The 20,091-nt window shown below is 60.7% G+C and carries 19 protein-coding genes; 6 read left to right on the top strand and 13 right to left on the bottom strand.

Features of this window, described 5'->3' with window-relative positions:
- The first annotated feature begins 93 nt into the window (after window positions 1-93).
- Window positions 94-2,511, top strand: coding sequence for an endopeptidase La (lon, locus tag AC07XM_RS01545; protein WP_016488814.1), 2,418 nt, complete (start codon window positions 94-96; stop codon window positions 2,509-2,511).
- 107 nt (window positions 2,512-2,618) lie between these two features.
- Complete coding sequence (locus AC07XM_RS01540) at window positions 2,619-3,011, top strand: protease inhibitor I42 family protein (protein ID WP_102688908.1); 393 nt, start codon at window positions 2,619-2,621, stop codon at window positions 3,009-3,011.
- A 6-nt stretch (window positions 3,012-3,017) separates the two neighbouring features.
- Here AC07XM_RS01540 and AC07XM_RS01535 read toward each other — a convergent pair whose 3' ends face one another.
- Both AC07XM_RS01535 and AC07XM_RS01530 read right to left on the bottom strand, forming a co-directional pair.
- The gene (locus AC07XM_RS01535; RefSeq protein ID WP_060519999.1) at window positions 3,018-3,953 is read right to left on the bottom strand and encodes an alpha-xenorhabdolysin family binary toxin subunit B; all 936 of its coding nucleotides are present in this window, start codon (window positions 3,951-3,953) and stop codon (window positions 3,018-3,020) included.
- Between the two features lies 1 nt (window position 3,954).
- Window positions 3,955-5,145, bottom strand: a complete 1,191-nt coding sequence (locus AC07XM_RS01530) for an alpha-xenorhabdolysin family binary toxin subunit A (RefSeq protein WP_024717449.1) — start codon at window positions 5,143-5,145, stop codon at window positions 3,955-3,957.
- Window positions 5,146-5,347: 202 nt separating this feature from the next.
- On the opposite strand from AC07XM_RS01530, the gene cmoA reads away from it, so the two are divergent.
- The gene (cmoA, locus tag AC07XM_RS01525; protein WP_016488818.1) at window positions 5,348-6,091 is read left to right on the top strand and encodes a carboxy-S-adenosyl-L-methionine synthase CmoA; all 744 of its coding nucleotides are present in this window, start codon (window positions 5,348-5,350) and stop codon (window positions 6,089-6,091) included.
- Entirely contained in the window at window positions 6,088-7,044 is a 957-nt protein-coding gene (gene cmoB, locus AC07XM_RS01520; RefSeq protein ID WP_016488819.1) for a tRNA 5-methoxyuridine(34)/uridine 5-oxyacetic acid(34) synthase CmoB, read from the top strand. Before cmoA ends, cmoB begins: the two co-directional genes overlap by 4 nt.
- Before the next feature lie 69 nt (window positions 7,045-7,113).
- On the opposite strand, the gene AC07XM_RS01515 is transcribed toward cmoB, so the two are convergent.
- Window positions 7,114-7,317 (bottom strand): hypothetical protein, encoded by a 204-nt coding sequence (locus AC07XM_RS01515; protein ID WP_016488820.1) that lies wholly within the window; start codon window positions 7,315-7,317, stop codon window positions 7,114-7,116.
- Window positions 7,318-7,575: 258 nt separating this feature from the next.
- Here AC07XM_RS01515 and AC07XM_RS01510 point away from each other — a divergent pair, with 258 nt between their 5' ends.
- Both AC07XM_RS01510 and AC07XM_RS01505 read left to right on the top strand, forming a co-directional pair.
- Window positions 7,576-8,250 carry a heavy metal response regulator transcription factor gene (locus AC07XM_RS01510; RefSeq protein WP_016488821.1) on the top strand — a complete coding sequence of 225 codons (675 nt, stop codon included), beginning with the start codon at window positions 7,576-7,578 and terminating at the stop codon, window positions 8,248-8,250.
- Entirely contained in the window at window positions 8,247-9,629 is a 1,383-nt protein-coding gene (locus tag AC07XM_RS01505) for a heavy metal sensor histidine kinase (protein ID WP_016488822.1), read from the top strand. Before AC07XM_RS01510 ends, AC07XM_RS01505 begins: the two co-directional genes overlap by 4 nt.
- A 66-nt stretch (window positions 9,630-9,695) precedes the next feature.
- Here the strand turns inward: AC07XM_RS01505 and pdxJ are convergent, their stop codons facing one another.
- The 10 genes from pdxJ to rpoE all read right to left on the bottom strand — a co-directional run bounded on the left by pdxJ (window position 9,696) and on the right by rpoE (window position 19,707).
- Complete coding sequence (gene pdxJ, locus AC07XM_RS01500; protein WP_218115272.1) at window positions 9,696-10,418, bottom strand: pyridoxine 5'-phosphate synthase; 723 nt, start codon at window positions 10,416-10,418, stop codon at window positions 9,696-9,698.
- A 61-nt stretch (window positions 10,419-10,479) separates the two neighbouring features.
- Window positions 10,480-11,163 (bottom strand): DNA repair protein RecO, encoded by a 684-nt coding sequence (gene recO, locus AC07XM_RS01495; RefSeq protein WP_016488824.1) that lies wholly within the window; start codon window positions 11,161-11,163, stop codon window positions 10,480-10,482.
- Window positions 11,164-11,319: 156 nt separating this feature from the next.
- Window positions 11,320-12,222, bottom strand: a complete 903-nt coding sequence (gene era, locus AC07XM_RS01490; protein WP_003252061.1) for a GTPase Era — start codon at window positions 12,220-12,222, stop codon at window positions 11,320-11,322.
- Complete coding sequence (gene rnc, locus AC07XM_RS01485) at window positions 12,215-12,904, bottom strand: ribonuclease III (RefSeq protein WP_016488825.1); 690 nt, start codon at window positions 12,902-12,904, stop codon at window positions 12,215-12,217. Before rnc ends, era begins: the two co-directional genes overlap by 8 nt.
- Before the next feature lie 161 nt (window positions 12,905-13,065).
- Complete coding sequence (gene lepB, locus AC07XM_RS01480) at window positions 13,066-13,920, bottom strand: signal peptidase I (protein ID WP_016488826.1); 855 nt, start codon at window positions 13,918-13,920, stop codon at window positions 13,066-13,068.
- Window positions 13,921-13,925: 5 nt separating this feature from the next.
- Complete coding sequence (gene lepA / locus AC07XM_RS01475) at window positions 13,926-15,725, bottom strand: translation elongation factor 4 (RefSeq protein ID WP_024717450.1); 1,800 nt, start codon at window positions 15,723-15,725, stop codon at window positions 13,926-13,928.
- Window positions 15,726-15,907: 182 nt separating this feature from the next.
- Entirely contained in the window at window positions 15,908-17,314 is a 1,407-nt protein-coding gene (locus tag AC07XM_RS01470; RefSeq protein ID WP_371262331.1) for a DegQ family serine endoprotease, read from the bottom strand.
- A 209-nt stretch (window positions 17,315-17,523) separates the two neighbouring features.
- The gene (locus tag AC07XM_RS01465) at window positions 17,524-18,489 is read right to left on the bottom strand and encodes a MucB/RseB C-terminal domain-containing protein (RefSeq protein ID WP_102688909.1); all 966 of its coding nucleotides are present in this window, start codon (window positions 18,487-18,489) and stop codon (window positions 17,524-17,526) included.
- An 8-nt stretch (window positions 18,490-18,497) separates the two neighbouring features.
- Window positions 18,498-19,094 carry a sigma-E factor negative regulatory protein gene (locus AC07XM_RS01460; protein ID WP_016488830.1) on the bottom strand — a complete coding sequence of 199 codons (597 nt, stop codon included), beginning with the start codon at window positions 19,092-19,094 and terminating at the stop codon, window positions 18,498-18,500.
- Between the two features lie 31 nt (window positions 19,095-19,125).
- The gene (rpoE, locus tag AC07XM_RS01455) at window positions 19,126-19,707 is read right to left on the bottom strand and encodes an RNA polymerase sigma factor RpoE/AlgU (RefSeq protein WP_003252049.1); all 582 of its coding nucleotides are present in this window, start codon (window positions 19,705-19,707) and stop codon (window positions 19,126-19,128) included.
- Window positions 19,708-20,091 lie beyond the last annotated feature (384 nt).

Below are 20,091 nucleotides of genomic sequence, written 5' to 3'. Positions count from 1 at the left end.
CAGATGAAACCCTCCCCTGGTCCCTTCGTCTACCATTGAAACCGATTCCCCTGCGCCCCATCTAAGCACCATAGCCATTCACGCAGGTGCCCCATGAGCGACCAGCAGGATTTCCCGGAACACCCTGACGAACACAGCGAAGTCGAGCACACCTCCCCGGCCGAACCCGGCCACGCCCTCGCCCTGCCCGGCCAGCAACTGCCGGACAAAGTCTACGTGATCCCGATCCACAACCGCCCGTTCTTCCCGGCCCAGGTACTGCCGGTCATCGTCAATGAAGAACCTTGGGCCGAAACCCTCGACCTGGTGGCCAAGTCACCGGACCACTGCCTGGCGCTGTTCTTCATGGACACCCCGCCGGAAGACCATCGCCATTTCGACACCTCGGCCTTGCCGCAATACGGCACGCTGGTCAAGGTGCACCATGCCAGCCGTGAAAACGGCAAACTGCAGTTCGTCGCCCAGGGCCTGACCCGGGTACGCATCCGCAACTGGCTCAAGCATCACCGCCCACCCTACCTGGTCGAAGTCGAATACCCGCGCCAGTCCGCCGAGCCGACCGACGAGGTCAAGGCTTACGGCATGGCCCTGATCAACGCGATCAAGGAGCTGCTGCCGCTCAACCCGCTGTACAGCGAAGAGCTGAAGAACTACCTCAACCGCTTCAGCCCCAACGACCCGTCACCGCTCACCGACTTCGCCGCCGCGCTGACCTCGGCCACCGGCAACCAGTTGCAGGAAGTACTCGACTGCGTGCCCATGCTAAAGCGCATGGAAAAGGTCCTGCCGATGCTGCGCAAAGAGGTGGAAGTCGCGCGCCTGCAGAACGAGATCTCGGCCGAGGTAAACCGGCAGATCGGCGAACACCAGCGGGAGTTTTTCCTCAAGGAGCAACTCAAGGTCATCCAGCAGGAGCTGGGGCTGACCAAGGACGACCGCAGCGCCGACCTGGAACAGTTCGAACAGCGCCTGGAAGGCAAGACCCTGCCGCCCCAGGCGCGCAAGCGCCTTGATGAAGAGATGGGCAAACTGGCCATTCTCGAAACCGGTTCGCCCGAGTACGCCGTCACCCGCAACTACCTCGAATGGGCCACCGCCCTGCCGTGGGGCGTGTACGGCAAAGACAAGCTCGACCTCAAGCATGCACGCAAAGTCCTTGATCAGCACCATGCCGGCCTCGACGACATCAAGGAACGCATCATCGAATTCCTCGCCGTGGGCGCCTGGAAAGGCGAAATCAGCGGCTCCATCGTGCTGTTGGTGGGCCCGCCCGGGGTGGGCAAGACCAGCATCGGCAAATCCATTGCAGAATCGCTTGGCCGGCCGTTCTATCGTTTCAGCGTTGGCGGCATGCGCGACGAGGCCGAAATCAAGGGCCACCGCCGCACTTACATCGGTGCACAACCCGGCAAGCTGGTACAGGCCCTGAAAGAGGTCGAAGTGATGAACCCGGTCATCATGCTCGACGAGATCGACAAGATGGGCCAAAGCTATCAGGGCGACCCGGCTTCGGCATTGCTGGAAACCCTCGATCCGGAGCAGAACGTCGACTTCCTCGACCACTACCTCGACCTGCGCCTGGACCTGTCCAAGGTGCTGTTCGTGTGCACCGCCAACACCCTCGACTCGATCCCCGGGCCGTTGCTCGACCGCATGGAAGTGATCCGCCTGTCCGGCTACATCACTGAGGAAAAACTGGCCATCGCCAAGCGCCACCTGTGGCCCAAGCAACTGCAAAAAGCTGGCGTTTCCAAGACCAGCCTGAGCATCAGCGACAGCGCCCTGCGCCTGGTTATCGAGGGCTATGCCCGCGAGGCCGGCGTGCGCCAGCTGGAGAAGCAACTGGGCAAACTGGTGCGCAAAGCGGTGGTCAAGCTGATGGAAGACCCCGAAGCCAAGCTGAAGATCGGCACCAAGGACCTGGAGGCCGCACTGGGCATTCCCGTATTCCGCAGTGAGCAGGTACTGGCTGGCAAAGGGGTAATCACCGGCCTGGCCTGGACCAGCATGGGCGGTGCCACGCTGCCGATCGAGGCGACCCGCATCCACACGCTCAACCGCGGCTTCAAGCTGACCGGCAAGCTGGGGGACGTGATGAAGGAATCGGCCGAAATTGCCTACAGCTACGTCAGCTCCAACCTCAAGCAGTTTGGCGGCGATCCTGGCTTCTTCAACGAAGCGTTCATCCACCTGCACGTTCCTGAAGGCGCCACGCCCAAGGACGGCCCGAGTGCCGGCGTCACCATGGCAAGTGCCCTGTTGTCCCTCGCCCGCGATCAGGCACCGAAAAAAGGCGTAGCCATGACGGGCGAGCTCACCCTCACCGGCCAGGTGCTGCCGATTGGCGGGGTACGCGAAAAGGTGATTGCGGCACGGCGGCAGAAGATCTTCGAACTGATCCTGCCCGAGCCTAACCGCGGCGACTTCGAGGAGCTGCCGGACTACCTGCGAGAAGGCCTGACAGTGCATTTCGCCAAGCGCTTTGCCGACGTGGCCAAAGTCCTGTTCTGACCTGTTCCGTCCTCCTCGCGGCTTTAGCCGCGAAGAGGACGGCACCGGGCACACAAAACCCCACCAGCATCGGTTATCCTCAGGCATCGTCAGCCTACGGAGCCAACATGACCGCCCCTCGTCTGCTCGTTCCCCTGAGCTTTAGCCTGCTTTCTGCCTGTGCCCAATACCCCACACAGCCTGTCGAGCTGGATGCCGAAAGTGAATGCCCAACGCGACTGCAGGTAGGCCAGACACTGACGTTGAGCTTGCCCGGCAATCCATCCACCGGCTATCGCTGGCTCGTCAAGAATGCCGCATCAGCTGTGCTGCGCAGCCTCGGCCCGGAGGTCTACAACGCCCCCGATGATCAAGACGTGGTCGGAAGCGCCGGTGTCTCCACCTGGCGCTTCCAGGCTACCAGCACCGGAGATGCCCAGTTGCTACTGGTCTACCAACAGCCATGGGCTGCAGAAGTCGCCCCGGTACAAACCTTCGACTGCAAGATTGTCGTCCGCTGAGGGCAATCAACTGCGGTCATACAGCAGTTGCACCACCTTCAGGTACTCACACAAACCGTCCAGCGCGACTGTGGCAGCTTCCAGATCCATGGTTGCGCTGAGTCTGGCGGCCTGCGCCTGCCACTCAGACTCTACCTTGCGAAGCTCATGTAGCCACCCGTTCTTCAGCGGCACCAAGCCCGACAGCGCCGTGACCGCTTCCAGTTCTTCCCGCGCCGCTTGCAGGGTTCGCTGCACCTGCCGCTGGTCGTCCACTGCAGCCTCGATCTTGCTATCCAGCCGGCCACGGGCTTTGCCCAGGTCGACGAATGTCTTGGCCCCGTCAAGTGCATCAGCATGCCGTGCAAGCTTTTGCGTCACAGCCTTGAACAGGCCGGCGTCGAATTTCGGGTCGGTGATCAATCCCATTATCTGATCGACTTCATCATCGCTCGGGATGAGGCCTTTCAGTGCGCTTGCAACCGAAGGTTTCTCGAACAGCTCGATAGCCTGGACAATATCTGCACGCTGCTGTTGCAGTTGCATCAATCGTTCATCGAATGCGACTGCCTGTACTTGAAGGCCGGCCGTTCGCGCTGCCAACTCTGGCAAGGCGTCGACAAGCGCCGATAGCGAAAACAGCTCCAACCGCAAGTTTTTCCTGGCCAAGTGCGCGTGATGCTGATTCAAACGCTCCAGTACACTGGCGAGCCTGCGCTGCGAAGCGCCGCTGTCCACACCCGGAATAAATCGCCGATCCTCCAGCAATACGATACCGCCTATCAAGCTCTCCTTGAATGCGCGCTCGACAGCCAGCAACAGTGTACACAGTTCATCCAGTTGCTCGCGTGCGGCAGGCAGCACGTTCATTTCCCAACTTCCAATGAGCTGGAATATCTGATCCTGCAGATTTTGCATCTCTACAACATCTGGCGTGACGGTTTGAGTATTGGCAATTTCCATGTCAGGCTTCCTCATACTCGTCAATCAGTTCATTGAACAGCTCTGACAGCGTATGGCACACACTGCCTATTTTGGTCCACGGTTTGATAACCTCCGAAAAATCAAGAACAAAGGATTCAAGCTGGACGACGGTACTCAGTTCTTTGGCTTCATTGACAGAGTTGTCGGCATACGAAGCGAGGAACAACCAAACATCGGCCAACCGCTTGGTCGCCGCCGACAGATCCTTGCACCTGAATTGCAAATCTCTGACCAGCGTCGAAACACGCTCGAAGTCCTTCAAGGCCGGCGCCAGCTTGCCCAGTGCATTGGCCAACTCATCGCGTCTTTCAATCAGCGCATTCTTTGTAGCCCTGATAGCTTCTGCCTTGTTTCCGAATACGCCACCGGTTATCACCAGACCGATCGGCCCCAACAAGATACCGGTGAATGCATAGCCAACATGGGCATCGTACTCAGCCTTCAACTGGTCGACCTGCTCGTCCCACTGATCGAGTTGCTTGCGTTTTTCCAGGATTTCCTCATGGGAAACCTTCTCATCGAAGTGCTTCAACAAGCGTCCCATACGCGGCTTGAGTTCACGCTTGATTTCATTGTTGAACCAGTTGGCACGGCTGTCGACGTCAACGATACGCCGGCGAGTGCATTCAATTTCCTTCACCAGTTCGGAAATGCCGAGCGTCAGCACACTGGCGATCTGTGCTTGTTCATGTTCGCTGAGCGCCGAGGTGTACACATCGTCGCCCTCCTCGGCCTTGCGTTTCTTGATCGCCATGAACACGTCGCTGCTTTCAAGGTTTTCCAAAAGGCTACTGCCACGCTGCACCAGGCTTTCGGCAAACATCTCAATTTCAGGCCCCAGCTGTTTTATACTGCGTTCCAGTATGTCCCATTCAGCGGCATGCCGGTGCAGCGCCACGTAAAGCTCATTGACCATCGACGCTTTAATACCGAGGGCGGCGTAATCGACCTCCCTCTCGATTTCCACCTGCGTCCGCGGTAAATGGTTAACGGTATTGACGTACCGCTTAATGCATTTCAAATTATCTGCCGTCAGCAAGCCACCAACTTGCTGACCACCATCGAGCCGGCTTTCAATGAATGAAAAATAGCGTTCTGGCAATATTTTCACTCTGGAAACCAGGTCCAGATCATCGACGGGTAGCTCTTCCTGCACAGTTGCTATATTCATTTCTCAACCCATGAAACCAATGAAGTAAAGGCAGTTGGAGTGTCCACCCGAACCACCCTGAATACATTCACCCGGATAACTTAACGCTGTGGGAAAGTTCACTGCTGCGGGCATGAACGCTCCGACCCTGAAGCATTGCCATGGCAAGATGCGTGGCCATTGGATAAAATGCGCACCCGTTTCACCCTGTATCGAGCCCACCGTGAGCAAACAACCCGACCGCCTTTTCTCGCAGCCCCTGGAGCAGGTGCCCGATTTCGTCTTCAACGAAGACGTGGTGCGCGTGTTCCCGGACATGATCAAGCGTTCGGTGCCCGGTTACCCGACCATCGTCGAAAACCTCGGCGTACTGGCTGCGCGTTTCGCCCAGCCAGGCACCGCTCTGTACGACCTGGGCGCATCGCTGGGCGCCGTCACCCAGTCGCTGCGTCGCCATGTTCGCAGCGACGGCTGCCGGGTGATCGCGGTGGACAATTCCGCCGCCATGGCCGAACGCTGCCGCCAGTACCTCACCGCTCAGGACTCGATGTTCCAGGAGCTATTGCCGGTGCAAGTGCTGGAAGCCGATATCCTTGCCCTGCCCTTCGAGCCTGCCTCGGTAGTGGCGATGAACTTCACCCTGCAATTCATCGCCCCCGACCAACGCCTGGAATTGCTCGGGCGTATTCGCCAGGCGCTGCTGCCGGGGGGTGCGCTGATCCTTTCGGAGAAGCTGCGTTTCGCCGATGAGCAAGAGCAGGACCTGCTCAATGAACTGCACCTGGACTTCAAGCGCGCCAACGGTTACAGCGAACTGGAAATCGCCCAGAAGCGCAGCGCCATCGAAAACGTGATGCGCCCCGATACGCTCCAAGCACACCAGGAGCGCCTGCGCGCCGCCGGTTTCTCCAAAGTGGTGCCGTGGTTCCAATGCCTTAACTTCGCCTCGTTGATAGCCCTGCCATGATCGATCTGTCCCCCCTCGTCCGCCGCCTGGCGGGCACGCCACTGGCGTCCTGGTCGCAAGGCCTGCAAGCACAACTGGAAGCCAAGCTGGAGAAAGGCCACGGCGACCTCGACCGCTGGCGCGGTGCGCTCGATGCCCTGCCTGCCCTGCAACCCAGCGAAATCGACCTGGTCAACGGGCTGCGCCTGGACTGCGATTGCGACGACGCTACCCGCGCGCAGATGCGCCAGGCACTCATGGGCCTGTCGCCCTGGCGAAAAGGGCCGTTCGATCTGTTTGGCGTGCATGTAGACACCGAATGGCATTCGGACTGGAAATGGTCGCGGGTAAGCCCGCACCTGGACCTCAAGGGCAAACGCGTGCTCGACGTCGGCTGCGGCAACGGCTATTACCAGTGGCGCATGCTCGGTGCCGGCGCCGACATGGTAATTGGTGTCGACCCCAACTGGTTGTTCTTCTGCCAGTTCCAGGCCGTGCAGCAGTACCTGCCGGAGCTGCCAGCCTGGCACCTGCCCTTCGCCCTTGAAGAACTGCCTGCAAACCTGGAAGGCTTCGATACCGTGTTTTCCATGGGCGTGTTCTATCACCGGCGCTCACCCATCGAGCACGTGCTGGCGCTCAAGGACTGCCTGGTCAAAGGAGGCGAGCTGGTTTTGGAAACATTGGTAATCGAAGGTGACGAAAACCAGGTGCTGGTACCGGAGGACCGCTATGCACAGATGCGCAACGTCTGGTATCTGCCGTCGGTACCCGCCCTGGCGCGCTGGTTGCGCCGTGCCGGCTTCAGCGATGTGCGTTGCGTCGATGTGAGCGTTACCAGCGTCGAGGAGCAGCGCAGCACCGAGTGGATGCGCTACCAGTCGCTGGGCGACTTCCTCGACCCGAACGACCACAGCAAGACCATCGAAGGCCTGCCTGCCCCCCGCCGCGCCACCCTGCTGGCGCGCAAATAAAAAAGGCGCCCGGTCGGGCGCCTGAATCCACCTGCGGCGAGGAGCTGTCGCGGCGCAGGTGTTGTGACCTCAATCCTTGGCCACCTCGCGGGCCTTCTCTTGCGCCTTTCGTTCGCGTTCGGCGACGGCCTGTTGTTTGTCGCCGTGCAAGCGCTGCTGGTCTTCGCGGAAGGCTTGCCAGAACTGCTTCGAGCGCTCCGCACCGCCCTCGGCATAGACACTGGCACTGCCCAGGGCAAGGGCGGCCAACAGCAGGTATTTGGTCAGGTTCATCGTGTTTGCCTCGTGGTAACCGATCAGACACGGCCATCCTACCGAGGGGCAGCTAACAGCAAGGTGAGGCGGGGATTACAGTCCTGCAATCTGGCCTTGTGTTGCCTACCAGGGCCCTGGCCTACAGCCAGATAACAGCAGAATGACAAATCCGTTATCTGCACCGCAGGCCTTTTCTCATGCCGTAACATCCTGGTTCTTGACCCTGATGTCACTACAGGGTCGAGAATTGCCCCCTTTCATCACACCGAGCACCCCATGCGCCTACTGATCATCGAGGACGAGCTGCGTACCGCCGATTACCTGCAACAAGGCCTGCGTGAAAACGGCTACGTGGTCGACTGCGCCCACACCGGCACCGACGGCCTGCACCTGGCCCGCCAACAGCCCTATGACCTGGTCATCCTCGATGTCAACCTACCTGAAATCGATGGCTGGACCGTGCTGCAGCGGCTGCGAGCCGAATCGGCCACGCGCATCATGATGCTTACCGCCCACGGTCGCCTGGCCGACCGGGTCAAAGGCCTGGACCTGGGCGCTGACGACTACCTGCTCAAGCCGTTCGAATTCCCTGAACTTCTGGCGCGCATCCGCAGCCTGCTGCGGCGTAACGACCAGCAACTGCAGCCCAGCACCCTGCGCGTCGCCGACCTGGAACTGGACCCTGGCCGGCACCGCGCCTACCGCGCCGGGCAACGCATCGACCTGACCGCCAAGGAGTTCGCCCTGCTGCACCTGCTGATGCGCCAGACTGGCGAAGTGCTTTCGCGCACTCAGATCATCTCCTTGGTATGGGACATGAATTTCGACTGCGACACCAACGTGGTCGAGGTTTCGATCCGCCGCCTGCGGGCGAAGATCGACGACCCGTTCGACAACAAGCTCATCCATACCCTGCGCGGCGTAGGCTATGTCCTTGAGGCCCGCGTTTGAAAAACGCGAGCCTGTCGTTGCGCCTGGGCCTGAGCGTGACACTGATGGGCGCCGCGCTGGTGCTGCTGCTGGCCTGCCTGGCCGTGTTCGCCCTGGATCACGAACTGGACAGCCGCGCACGCAAGGATCTGGCGCGCAAGATGCTGCAGGTCGAGCACAACCTGCGCGTCGATCTGCGCAGCGAGGACCTGGGCAGTCGCGCCCATCCACTGCTCGACCTGGTCATGGGGCATGACAACCTCAGCCTCAGCGTACTGGCCCTGGAAGGCCGCCACCCGCACCTGCTCAGCCTGGGCCCGGCCCTGGAGTCGCGGGTGAGCGAGTTGCACACCGATGCCCGCCTGGCCTTTCACGCATGGCGCGACAGCAGCGGCAACCAGTTCCTCACCGTGACCCGGCAGATGCGCCTGCGCGACAACACGCCAGTGAAGGTGATGATGTCGCTCAACCGCGCCGACGACAACGCCCTGCTGCAGGCCTACCTGCATTCGACCTTGCTCGCCTTGCCACTGCTTCTGGTGTTGATCGGCGCGGGTGCCTGGTGGCTGATGCAGCGCGGCCTGAAACCGCTGCGGCGCTTCCGGCGCATTGCCGGGCAAGTGTCGGCCCAAGACCTGCAACACCGCCTGCCGGCTACCGGCCTGCCGCAAGAACTGGCGCAACTGGCCAGTAGCATCAACGTGATGCTCGACCGCCTCGATCAGGGCGTGAGCCAGTTGTCGCAGTTCTCCGACGATCTGGCTCATGAGTTGCGTACCCCGTTGAGCAACCTGATGGGCAAGGCGCAAGTGACCCTGGCCCGTGAGCGGGACAACGCCAACTACCGGGAAGTGCTGGAAGACAGTATCGAGGAGCTGACCCGGCTCAACCGCATCATCAATGACATGCTGTTTCTCGCCCAGGTCAGCCAGCCGCAAACGCAGGTTGCATTGAAACCCTTGGCCTTGGCTGACGAGGCAGCGCGAGTGGTCGAGCTGTTTGCCTTCAGTGCCGAGGTGAAAGCGGTTGAGCTGCGTGTGCAGGGCTGGGGGACGGCGCTGGGGGACCGGCTGATGTTTCAGCGGGCATTGTCGAACCTGTTGAGCAATGCCATCCGGCACAGCCCTGAGGGTGAGCGAGTCGAGTTGCGGATTGAACGTTCAGGCAGCGAAGTATGGCTTTCGGTAGAGAACCAGGGGCCTGGCATTGCTACAGAACACCAGTCGCGCTTGTTCGAGCGGTTTTACCGGGTGGGCCCGGGGCGTTCGCGGCTGGAGGGCGGAACCGGGTTGGGGTTGGCAATCGTGAAGTCGATCATGCAGCTGCATGGCGGGCGGGTCGAAGTGAACAGCAGCCCCCTTGGGCCTACCCGCTTCACTCTGGTGTTTCCTGCCGAATAATCGATTGCCTGTTCTGGCCCTTTCGCGGGTTTACCCGCGAAAGGGCCAGAACAGGCAACCAAACTCTCAGCGCGAAGCCGCCACGATCAGTGCCTTCATCTCGGCCACTGCGGCTTTGAAGCCTACAAACAAGGCATGCGCCACCAGCGCATGGCCGATGTTCAGTTCATTGATGCCCTTGATCGCCGCCACCGCCTCGACGTTGTGGTAATGCAGCCCGTGGCCAGCATTGACGATCAACCCCTGCCCCACGCCAAACGCAACGCCATCGACGATACGCTTGAGCTCCTCGGCCACTTCGGTGGGGGTTTCGGCATCGGCATAACGCCCAGTATGCAGCTCGATGGCCGGCGCCCCCACCCGGCGAGAGGCCTCGATCTGGCGCTCGTCAGCATCGATGAACAACGACACTTCGGCACCGGTGCGGGCAAGACGCTCCACTGCCGCCTTGATCCGTGCCTCCTGCCCCGCCACGTCCAGGCCACCTTCGGTGGTCAGTTCCTGACGGGTTTCAGGCACCAGGCAGATGTGCGCCGGGCGGATCTTTTCGGCAAAGGCCATCATTTCTTCGGTGACGCCCATTTCGAAGTTCATGCGGGTCTGCAGCACATCCTTGAGCAGCAGCACATCGCGCTCCTGGATATGCCGACGGTCTTCACGCAGGTGCACGGTGATGCCATCGGCGCCCGCTTCCTCGGCATCCAGGGCAGCCTTGACCGGATCAGGGTAACGCGTGCCCCGGGCCTGGCGCAGGGTCGCCACGTGGTCGATGTTTACGCCGAGAAGCATGCGGTTGCTGTGAGTCACGAAAGGCTCTCCTGAAGGTTTAGCCCCACAGCATACGTCGTGATCAGCGCTTGCGAAACAGTTCCCGGCTGACCAACGGTTTTGCGCCCAGATGAACCGCCAGGGCCTGGCGCATCAGGCGCTTGGCCGCGAGCAAAGCGCCTGCGGTGTCCCAGTCGGCGTCGGCCAGGGCCAATAGCTCGATGCCGCGGAACAGGCCGGGTTGCACCCATTCGACCCGCTCCAGGCCGGCATCCACACGCAAGCGGTACAGCCCGTCGGCCGCGATGGGTTGATCGTTGACGTCATGATTCAAGGAGAACGCATAACCCAGTTCGTCCAGCAGCCGCCATTCGAACGAGCGCAGCAGCGGCTCCAGCGGGCGCCCGGCGGCCAAGGCCTGCAAGGTCAGGGCGTAGTGCTCGAACAGGGCCGGGAATGGCGCTTCGGCGGGCAGCAGGCGCATGAGTAGCTCATTAAGGTACAAGCCGCTGAACAGGGCATCCCCGTGCAGCCAGGCCGCTATGCCGGCGCTGTCCATCCGCCCCACATTCTTCAGCTCGCCACGCCCGCGCAGCTCCACCTCAAGTGGCACGAATGGCCGCACCAGGCTGCCGCCCTTGCCACGCGCGCGCCGCAGTACGGCGCGCACGCGGCCCTGCGGCGTGAACAAGTCCACCAGCGCGCTGGTTTCCTTGTAGGCACGGCTGTGCAGCACGTAGGCTGGCTGGCCGACAGGTTGTTCCATTAGCGTTCACCCAGCCCGTGATTGTGGGAGCGGCCTTGTGTCGCGAAAGGGCCGCAACGCGGCCCCCCGGATTTCAGCATTGCCGCCAAAATGGCTGGGGCTGCTTCGCAGCCCTTTCGCGACGCAAGGCCGCTCCCACAAGGGCCGCCTTGAGCCTTAGAGGTCGCCGTAGCCCAGCGAGCGCAGGGCGCGCTCGTCGTCAGACCAGCCGCCTTTCACCTTGACCCACAGGTTGAGCATGACCTTGGAGTCGAACAGCACTTCCATGTCCTTGCGCGCCTCAGAACCGATACGCTTGATACGCTCGCCCTTGTCGCCAATGATGATTTTCTTCTGGCCGTCGCGCTCGACCAGGATCAGCGCGTGAATATGCAGCACATGGCCCTGCTGCTTGAATTCTTCAATTTCCACGGTGATCTGGTACGGAAGCTCGGCACCCAACTGGCGCATGATCTTCTCGCGCACCAGTTCGGCGGCCAGGAAGCGGCTGCTACGGTCGGTAATCTGGTCTTCGGGGAAGAAGTGATCGTTCTCGGGCAGGTGCTTGGCGATCTGTGCTTCCAGCGCTTCGAGGTTGTGCCCCTGCTGCGCAGAAATCGGCATGACTTCGGCGTTTGGCAGTTGCTCCTGCAGCCACTGCAGGTGCGGGATCAACTCGGCCTTCTCTTCCATGCGGTCGGTCTTGTTGACTGCGATGATCAGCGGGCCGGTCACGTACTGCACGCGCTCCAGCACCAGTTGGTCTTCGTCGGTCCACTTGGTACGGTCGACCACGAAGATCACCACGTCAACGTCCTTGAGGGCCGCCGAGGCGTTGCGGTTCATGTAGCGGTTCAAGGCTTTGTCGTTGGCCTTGTGCATACCGGGGGTGTCAACGTAGATCGCCTGCACATCACCTTCGGTCTTGATACCGAGCATGTTGTGGCGGGTGGTCTGCGGCTTGCGCGAAGTGATCGCCAGCTTCTGCCCCAGGATGTGGTTGAGCAAGGTCGACTTGCCCACGTTGGGGCGGCCGACAATGGCCACGTAGCCGCAGCGAGTCGGGTTGCTATCAGTCATTGCCATTCTCCACGCCCAGGGCGATCAGTGCGGACGCGGCAGCGACTTGCTCGGCAATACGCCGGCTAACGCCCTGACCACGGCTTTTGTTGTTCAGCAGCACGACTTCGCATTCGACGAAGAAGGTACGGCAGTGCGGTTCACCCTGGATATCCACGACTTCGTATCGCGGCAGCTCACAGCTGCGTGATTGCAGGAATTCTTGGAGCCGGGTTTTCGGGTCTTTGTTGGTGTCGACCAGGGTCAGGCCTTCGAACTCGTCGGCCAGCCAGGCCAGTACACGTTCGCGGGCCGTGTCCATGTCAGCGTCCAGGTAAATGGCACCGATCAGTGCCTCCAGGGCGTCGGCCAGGATCGATTCGCGACGGAACCCGCCACTCTTGAGCTCACCCGACCCCAGGCGCAGGTATTCGCCCAGGTCGAAACCACGGGCCAGGCGGGCCAGGGTCTCGCCCTTGACCAAGCGCGCGCGCAGCCGCGACAGCTGGCCTTCGCGTGCCTGAGGGAAGCGCTCGAACAGCGCTTCGCCGGCGACGAAGTTGAGAATGGCGTCACCGAGAAACTCCAGGCGCTCGTTATTGCGCCCGGCATAGCTGCGATGGGTCAGCGCCAGAAGCATCTGGTCCTGATTCTTGAAGGTATAACCGAGCTTTCGCTCCAGATGGGCAAGGGAAGCACTCATGCAACCACCCGTTTGTTGTTCAACGCGTTGTTCAAATCAACATCCTGAAAGACTGTTTGGCTGTGGCCCGCCGCCGTTTGCGACGAATCTCCCGATCCCTGAGAACACAGCCTATGTCAGAAATGCATTCGGCGCTGTCTGCTGGACAGCGCCGAAGGGTATCAATGGATCAGGCCGACCCGCGACAGGTTGGGCAGGTGGCTGAGCTTGGGCTCTGGCCAGCTCATCCACACCGCGAAGGCCTTGCCGACGATGTTCCGGTCCGGAACCATGCCGTGCAGTTCCTTGGGGATGTTCGGGTCATCCCAGTAACGGCTGTCGTTGGAGTTGTCGCGGTTGTCGCCCATCATGAAGTAATGGCCTGCCGGCACGGTCCACTGCTGGTCCGGCGGCATGCGATAACGGCTCATTTCCTTGCGGATCAGGTGTTCGGCCGCGCCGAGTTTTTCCTTGTACAGCTCGGCGCTGCCCAAGGTGCCCGGTTCGGTACCCACCAGTTGTTCGGCAATCGGCTGGCCGTTGACGAACAACCGCTTGTCGTTGGTGTAGCGGATCTGGTCGCCCGGCAGGCCGACCACTCGCTTGATGTAGTTGACGTTCGGGTCGCTCGGATAGCGGAACACCATTACATCACCGCGTTGCGGGTCACCTACCTCGATGACCTTCTTGTCGATCACCGGCAGGCGAATGCCGTACGAGAACTTGTTCACCAGGATGAAGTCGCCCACTTCCAGGGTCGGTTTCATCGACCCCGAAGGAATCTGGAACGGCTCGACCAGGAATGAACGCAGCACCAGCACGATGAACAGCACCGGAAAGAACGATTTGCCGTACTCGACCAGCAACGGCTCCTTGTTCAGGCGCTCGACAACGGCCATCTCGGGCTGGCTGACGCTGCCCTGATAGTTGGCGATTGCCGCACGCCGGCGCGGGGCCAGGAACAGCAGGTCGATCAAGCCCAGCAGACCGCAGACGAAGACGGCGATGACTAGCAACAGCGGGAAATTTAGCGACATAGGACCTAGCTATCCAACCTGAGCACGGCGAGGAAGGCTTCCTGTGGAATTTCCACGTTGCCGACCTGTTTCATGCGTTTCTTACCGGCCTTCTGCTTCTCCAGCAGTTTCTTCTTACGGCTGACGTCACCACCGTAGCACTTGGCCAGTACGTTCTTTCTGAGCGCCTTGACGGTTGTCCGCGCGATGATCTGGCCGCCAATGGCTGCCTGAATCGCCACATCGAACATCTGCCGAGGGATCAGTTCCTTCATCTTCTCGGTCAACGCACGGCCTTTGTAGGCCGCGTTGTCGCGGTGCACGATCAATGCCAGGGCATCGACCTTGTCGCCATTGATCAGTACGTCCAGTTTGACCAGGTTGGCCGACTGGTAGCGATCAAAATGATAATCCAGCGAAGCATAGCCGCGGCTGGTGGACTTGAGACGGTCGAAGAAGTCCAGGACCACTTCGTTCATCGGCATGTCGTAACGCACCTGCACCTGGCTGCCGAGGAACTGCATGTCGCGCTGCACGCCACGCTTCTCGATGCACAGGGTGATGACGTTACCCAGGTGCTCCTGCGGCACCAGAATGGTCGCGGTGACGATCGGCTCGCGGAAGTCGGTCACTGACGAGACGTCCGGCAGCTTTGACGGGTTATCGACGATGATGGTTTCACCGGTCTTGAGCTCGAGCTCATAGATCACGCTCGGTGCTGTGGTGATCAGGTCCAGGTCGTATTCGCGCTCAAGGCGCTCCTGGATGATCTCCATGTGCAGCATGCCGAGGAAACCGCAACGGAAGCCGAAGCCCAGGGCGTCGGAGCTTTCCGGCATGTACTGCAGCGACGAGTCGTTGAGGGTGAGCTTCTGCAATGCGTCGCGGAAGTCTTCGAAGTCGTCAGAGCTGACCGGGAACAGGCCGGCGTAAACCTGCGGCTGGATTTTCTTGAAGCCCGCCAGCACTTCGACCTCGGGGGTCGAGGACAAGGTCAGGGTGTCACCCACCGGCGCACCGTGAATGTCTTTGATGCTGGCGATGATGAAGCCTACTTCGCCGGCTTTCAGATCAGCGGTCTGGGTGTGTTTTGGAGTGAACACCCCCACGCTGTCGACCAGGTGCACCTTGCCGGTGGACTTGACCAGAATCTTGTCGCCTTTCTTGACGCGGCCCTGGCGCACCCGCACCAGCGAGACCACGCCCAGGTAGTTGTCGAACCAGGAGTCGATGATCAACGCCTGCAAAGGTGCGTCGATCTCGCCTTCGGGCGCGGGGATGGTGTGCACCAGGCGCTCGAGAACCTCGTCCACGCCCATGCCGCTCTTGGCGCTGCAAGCCACGGCGTCGGTGGCGTCGATGCCGATGATCTTCTCGATCTCGTCCTTGACGCGGTCCGGGTCGGCCTGGGGCAGGTCCATCTTGTTCAGCACTGGCATGACTTCCAGGCCCTGCTCGATGGCGGTGTAGCAGTTGGCCACGGACTGGGCTTCAACACCCTGGCCGGCGTCAACCACCAGCAGTGCGCCTTCACAGGCTGCCAGCGAGCGCGAGACTTCGTAGGTGAAGTCGACGTGGCCGGGGGTGTCGATGAAGTTCAGCTGGTAGGTCTTGCCGTCTTGCGCCTTGTAGTGAAGCGTCACGCTGTGGGCTTTGATGGTAATCCCGCGTTCGCGCTCCAGGTCCATGGAATCAAGCACCTGGGCTTCCATTTCGCGTGCCGACAGGCCACCGCACATCTGGATGAAACGGTCGGCCAGCGTCGACTTGCCATGGTCGATGTGGGCGATGATGGAGAAATTGCGGATATGACTCAAATCACTCACGGGTCAACACTCGAAAAGGCTGCGAGCCGGGACGCCCGCCGAAAAATAGCCGGGAATTGTACCTCAAGCAGCAGGGATATGGGAGATTCCTCTATCGGGCTGTGCAGCGCTTTGGCGTCTGCAATTGTGAATTTTCATGAAAAAGGGCAGCCGTAGCTGCCCTTTCCTGCCTGCAAATCCGCTTATTCAGCGAGCTTGAAGGTGATGAAGCTGGCACGCCCCTGACGCAGCACGCGCATGGACACCGAGCGGTTCTTCGGCAGTTCCTTGGCGATTTCGGTGAATTCCTTGGCCGAACCGATGGCCTGGTTGTTCAGGTGGCTGATGACGTCACCCGGGCGCAGGCCGATCATCGCTGCAGGGCCATCCTGCACTTCCTTGATAACCACGCCGCCCTTGAGTTCGAGGGACTTTTTCTGCTCGGCGGTCAGGTCAGCCACCGATACGCCCAGACGGTTGCTGCTGCGCTCGGCGCTGCCTTCGGCGCCGGCACCGGTACCGATGTCGGCATCGTCATCCGGCATGGCGCCCACACCGACGTCCAGGGTCTGGCGCTTGCCGTTGCGGATGATCTCCAGCTTGGCCTTCTCACCGTCCTTGAGGCTACCGACCAGGTGTGGCAAGTCGGCCGACATGACGATCGGCTGACCGTTCATGCTCAGGATCACGTCACCCACCTGCAGGCCACCTTTGGCTGCCGGGCCGTTTTCCAGCACTTGGGCCACCAGCGCACCCGCTGGTTTATCCAGGCCGAAGGATTCAGCCAGGTCCTTGTTGACCTCTTGAATCACCACACCCAGCCAGCCGCGGCTGACCTTGCCATCTTTCTTCAGCTGATTGGACACATCGAGCGCCACATCGATCGGGATGGCGAACGACAGGCCCATGAAGCCGCCAGAACGGGTGAAGATCTGCGAGTTGATACCCACCACTTCGCCCTTCATGTTGAACAGCGGGCCGCCCGAGTTACCCGGGTTGATGGCGACGTCGGTCTGGATGAACGGGACGTAGGTCTCATTAGGCAGCGTACGGCCCTTGGCACTGACGATACCTTTGGTCACCGAATGGTCGAAGCCGAACGGCGAACCAATGGCCAGCACCCACTCGCCCACCTTGAGCTTCTCGGAATCACCCAGCTTCACGATCGGCAGGTTCTTGCCTTCGACTTTCAGCAGGGCCACGTCGGTGCGCGGGTCGGTGCCGACCAGCTTGGCCTGCAGCTCGCTGCGGTCCGACAGGCGGACGATGATTTCGTCGGCGTCGGCCACCACGTGGTTGTTGGTCAGCACGTAACCATCGCTGGAAATGATGAAGCCCGAACCCAGCGATTGCGCCTCGCGCTGGCGGTCGCCACGCGGCGAACGCGGCTGCTGCGGCATGTTGCGCTCAAAGAACTCGCGGAACATCGGCGGCAGGCCTTCCAGGTCCGGCATCTGCCCCGCGGCGATACGACGATCTGGCAGCTTCTGCTTGGTACTGATGTTGACCACGGCGGGCGAGGCCTGCTCGACCAGCGTGGTGAAGTCCGGCAAGGCTTCCTCGGCCTGGGCGGTGAGCACCTGGCCGAGCATGAGCACAGCGGCGAACATCGATAGGTAGGATTTCAAGCGTGGTGTAGACATACGGCTCCCGTCACAACGAGCGGTAGTTTAGAAAGGCCCCTGCACAATGCAGGAAAGGCCAGGCTCCTAGAAGCCTGACCTATAGAAAATTTGCCAGTAGATTGCAAATGACAATGCTTTAATTTCATTTCAGGCGCATATCCGTTCGCCTTGGCATGGCCCTCAAAAGCGCGCCATTACTGGCGCGCCTGGGCATCCTGGGGCCGCATCGACAACGCGACGCGTTCTGCCGTACCCAGCGGAATTTCGCCAACTACGGTGACCATCACCTTGCCTTTGGGGGTGTTAAGCCGTCGCGAAACCGCCGAGGTCGGGCCAAGCTGGGTACGCACATCGGTCCCGGTATCGTCCTTCACGGGTTCAAGGAACACCGAGAAGCGCGCCAACCCATCGTCGTACATCAGGCTACTGACCGTGCTGTCATGTTTGGGATCACGCCGTACCGAGCTGTTGACAAGCTCGAACCCTGGCGGGAGCCAGTCCGAGCGCCAGCCAGCGACGCTGTCGTTGCTGACAGAGGCAACACGCTGCACCGGCTTGCATGAAGCACTGGGGCGCAGGTCATCGTCGACAGGCGGTTCGTCGGTATCGAGGCGCGTCATCTGGAAGCGCTCCAGCAACTGCCCTTTGTCGTTGAGCATCAACGAACGCAGTGGCAGGCCGGTGGCGCGGTCCAGATGCAATTCGAAGGCATAGCGGTGCTGGTCGCGAGGAGTGAGGGTCAAGATCACGGCATCGCGCCCGGCCACCCGTGACTTGCCTGCAACGCTCAAATCGTACCAGCCCATCAGTTTCAGCGGATCAAGCACACGCTGCGCAGCGTCCGTAGGGGCGGTCACTCCGCTGACCAAGGCCCCACTGACACACTGCACCTTGCCATCCACGCGCAGTATTTCCTGGGCGGCGCCATCAAGCTGTAGCAACCGCTCGCTGACTTTGCCGTCCTGGACCCTGTGCCAGATATCGTGGGAAGAGAAGCTACCGTTGCGTTCGTAGACGAACGAGCCCTGGTAACTTTGCTTTTTCTCGGCCAGTGCCAGCTTGTTCAGCCACTCGTTCGCCTCGGGCGATGAGTTGGCTGCCAATACCGGCACCGTCATGCAGCTGCCAATCAGCAGCGACAGAAGAGGTAGCGCGCGCATGATCCTCCTTATTTAGCGGGGTTTTCCATGCTGGCGGCACGGGCATACGGCAGGGCAGTTTCAGTACCCTTGAGCGCGGACTCCTGTGCATGCTGGCGCAGATAGCCCGGCAGACGCTGATCCCAGCCGGCCTGGTTTTGCAGCACGCCGTTAGCCATCGGCCCGGTCGGTTGCTCACTGCTTTCACTATAGCCTGCCAAAACAGCAGGGCCCTGAGTTTGTGGCATGCTCAGGCCTTGTTGCGCAGGCTGCTGCGCAGCCAGCTCGGCGCCGGTGATTTCATCCTGGTTGTACATCCGCACGCCTGCCAGCACCGCAACGGTGACCGAGGCGGCAACCGCCAGACGAGCGACGCTGCGCCATGGCCCCTTGTTGACCTTGGCCGGTACGGCTTCGTCAGCCAGCGCCGCAGACACCGCCGAGGCGATATCCAGGTTGGGCAGCAGCAGCTCCTTGTGCATGGCTGCACGGGCTACCTGGTAACGCGACCAGGTGGCACGGGTTTCAGCATCGTCTACGGCGCTCAGCACCCGACGCAGTTCCAGTTCGTCCGCTTCGTTATCCATTACCGCGGACAGCGATTCCTGCAAAGCTTCACGACTCATGGCGGTTCCTCTCTTGGCTGTCGCCGCTGTCTCAGGTTTCCTGCAACAACGGCTGCAGGGCTTTGTCTATGGCCTCCCGAGCGCGGAAGATTCGAGAGCGCACGGTACCCACCGGACATTGCATGACACTGGCAATGTCTTCGTAACTCAGCCCGTCAAACTCGCGCAGGGTCAATGCCGTACGCAGGTCTTCGGGCAGTTGCTGGATGGTGCGATGGACAGTGCCTTCGATTTCATCCCGCAACAACGAGCGCTCTGGGGACTCGAGATCCTTGAGGCCATGATCGCCGTCGTAAAACTCCGCATCCTCAGAGCTCACATCACTGTCTGGTGGCCGTCTTCCACGGGACACCAGGTAGTTCTTCGCCGTGTTGATGGCGATGCGGTACAGCCAGGTATAAAACGCACTGTCACCGCGGAAATTGCCAAGCGCACGATAGGCCTTGATAAAGGCTTCCTGTGCGACATCCTGGGCCTCGTGGGTATCGTGAACGAACCGCACGATCAACCCGAGAATCTTGTGCTGATACTTCAGCACCAACAGATCGAAAGCTCGCCTGTCACCACGCTGAACGCGCTCGACAAGCTGCTGATCCTCTTCCTGGGTTAGCATGAACACTCCTCAGTGAACTCGAAGGAGCGTTGCAACAGCCATCGATCAGGCTTGCAACCATAGACTCGGGCTTTTCGCAAAAGTTCTCCCCTCCAAGCAAGTTTCCTGCAGCCCTTGGTCGGCTTGCACGGAAGACGCGGCGCGGGCACGGCCGGCTACGTCGATAATCAGGTTTCGAATACGCAGGGACAACCCGAACAGGTCTTGCCGCCCCGCGTCGCCTCGACAAATTGTGACGTGCGGGCAACCTTCATAGGATTTCCGGCCATGTCGGAAAGTTCCCACAAAGGTTGCCGCGCGCCTCGGTAAGTGGCCAAGTGGCATGGAAATTGGCCACCTCGGGCTGCTATAAAGGCAACCTGGCCAAGTTTAACGATAGTTTCA

It is taken from the genome of Pseudomonas sp. GW460-LB5, from assembly GCF_059423245.1.
The sequence above is the reverse complement of the archived record's forward strand: the minus strand, read 5'-3'. Positions and strand labels throughout refer to the sequence as shown.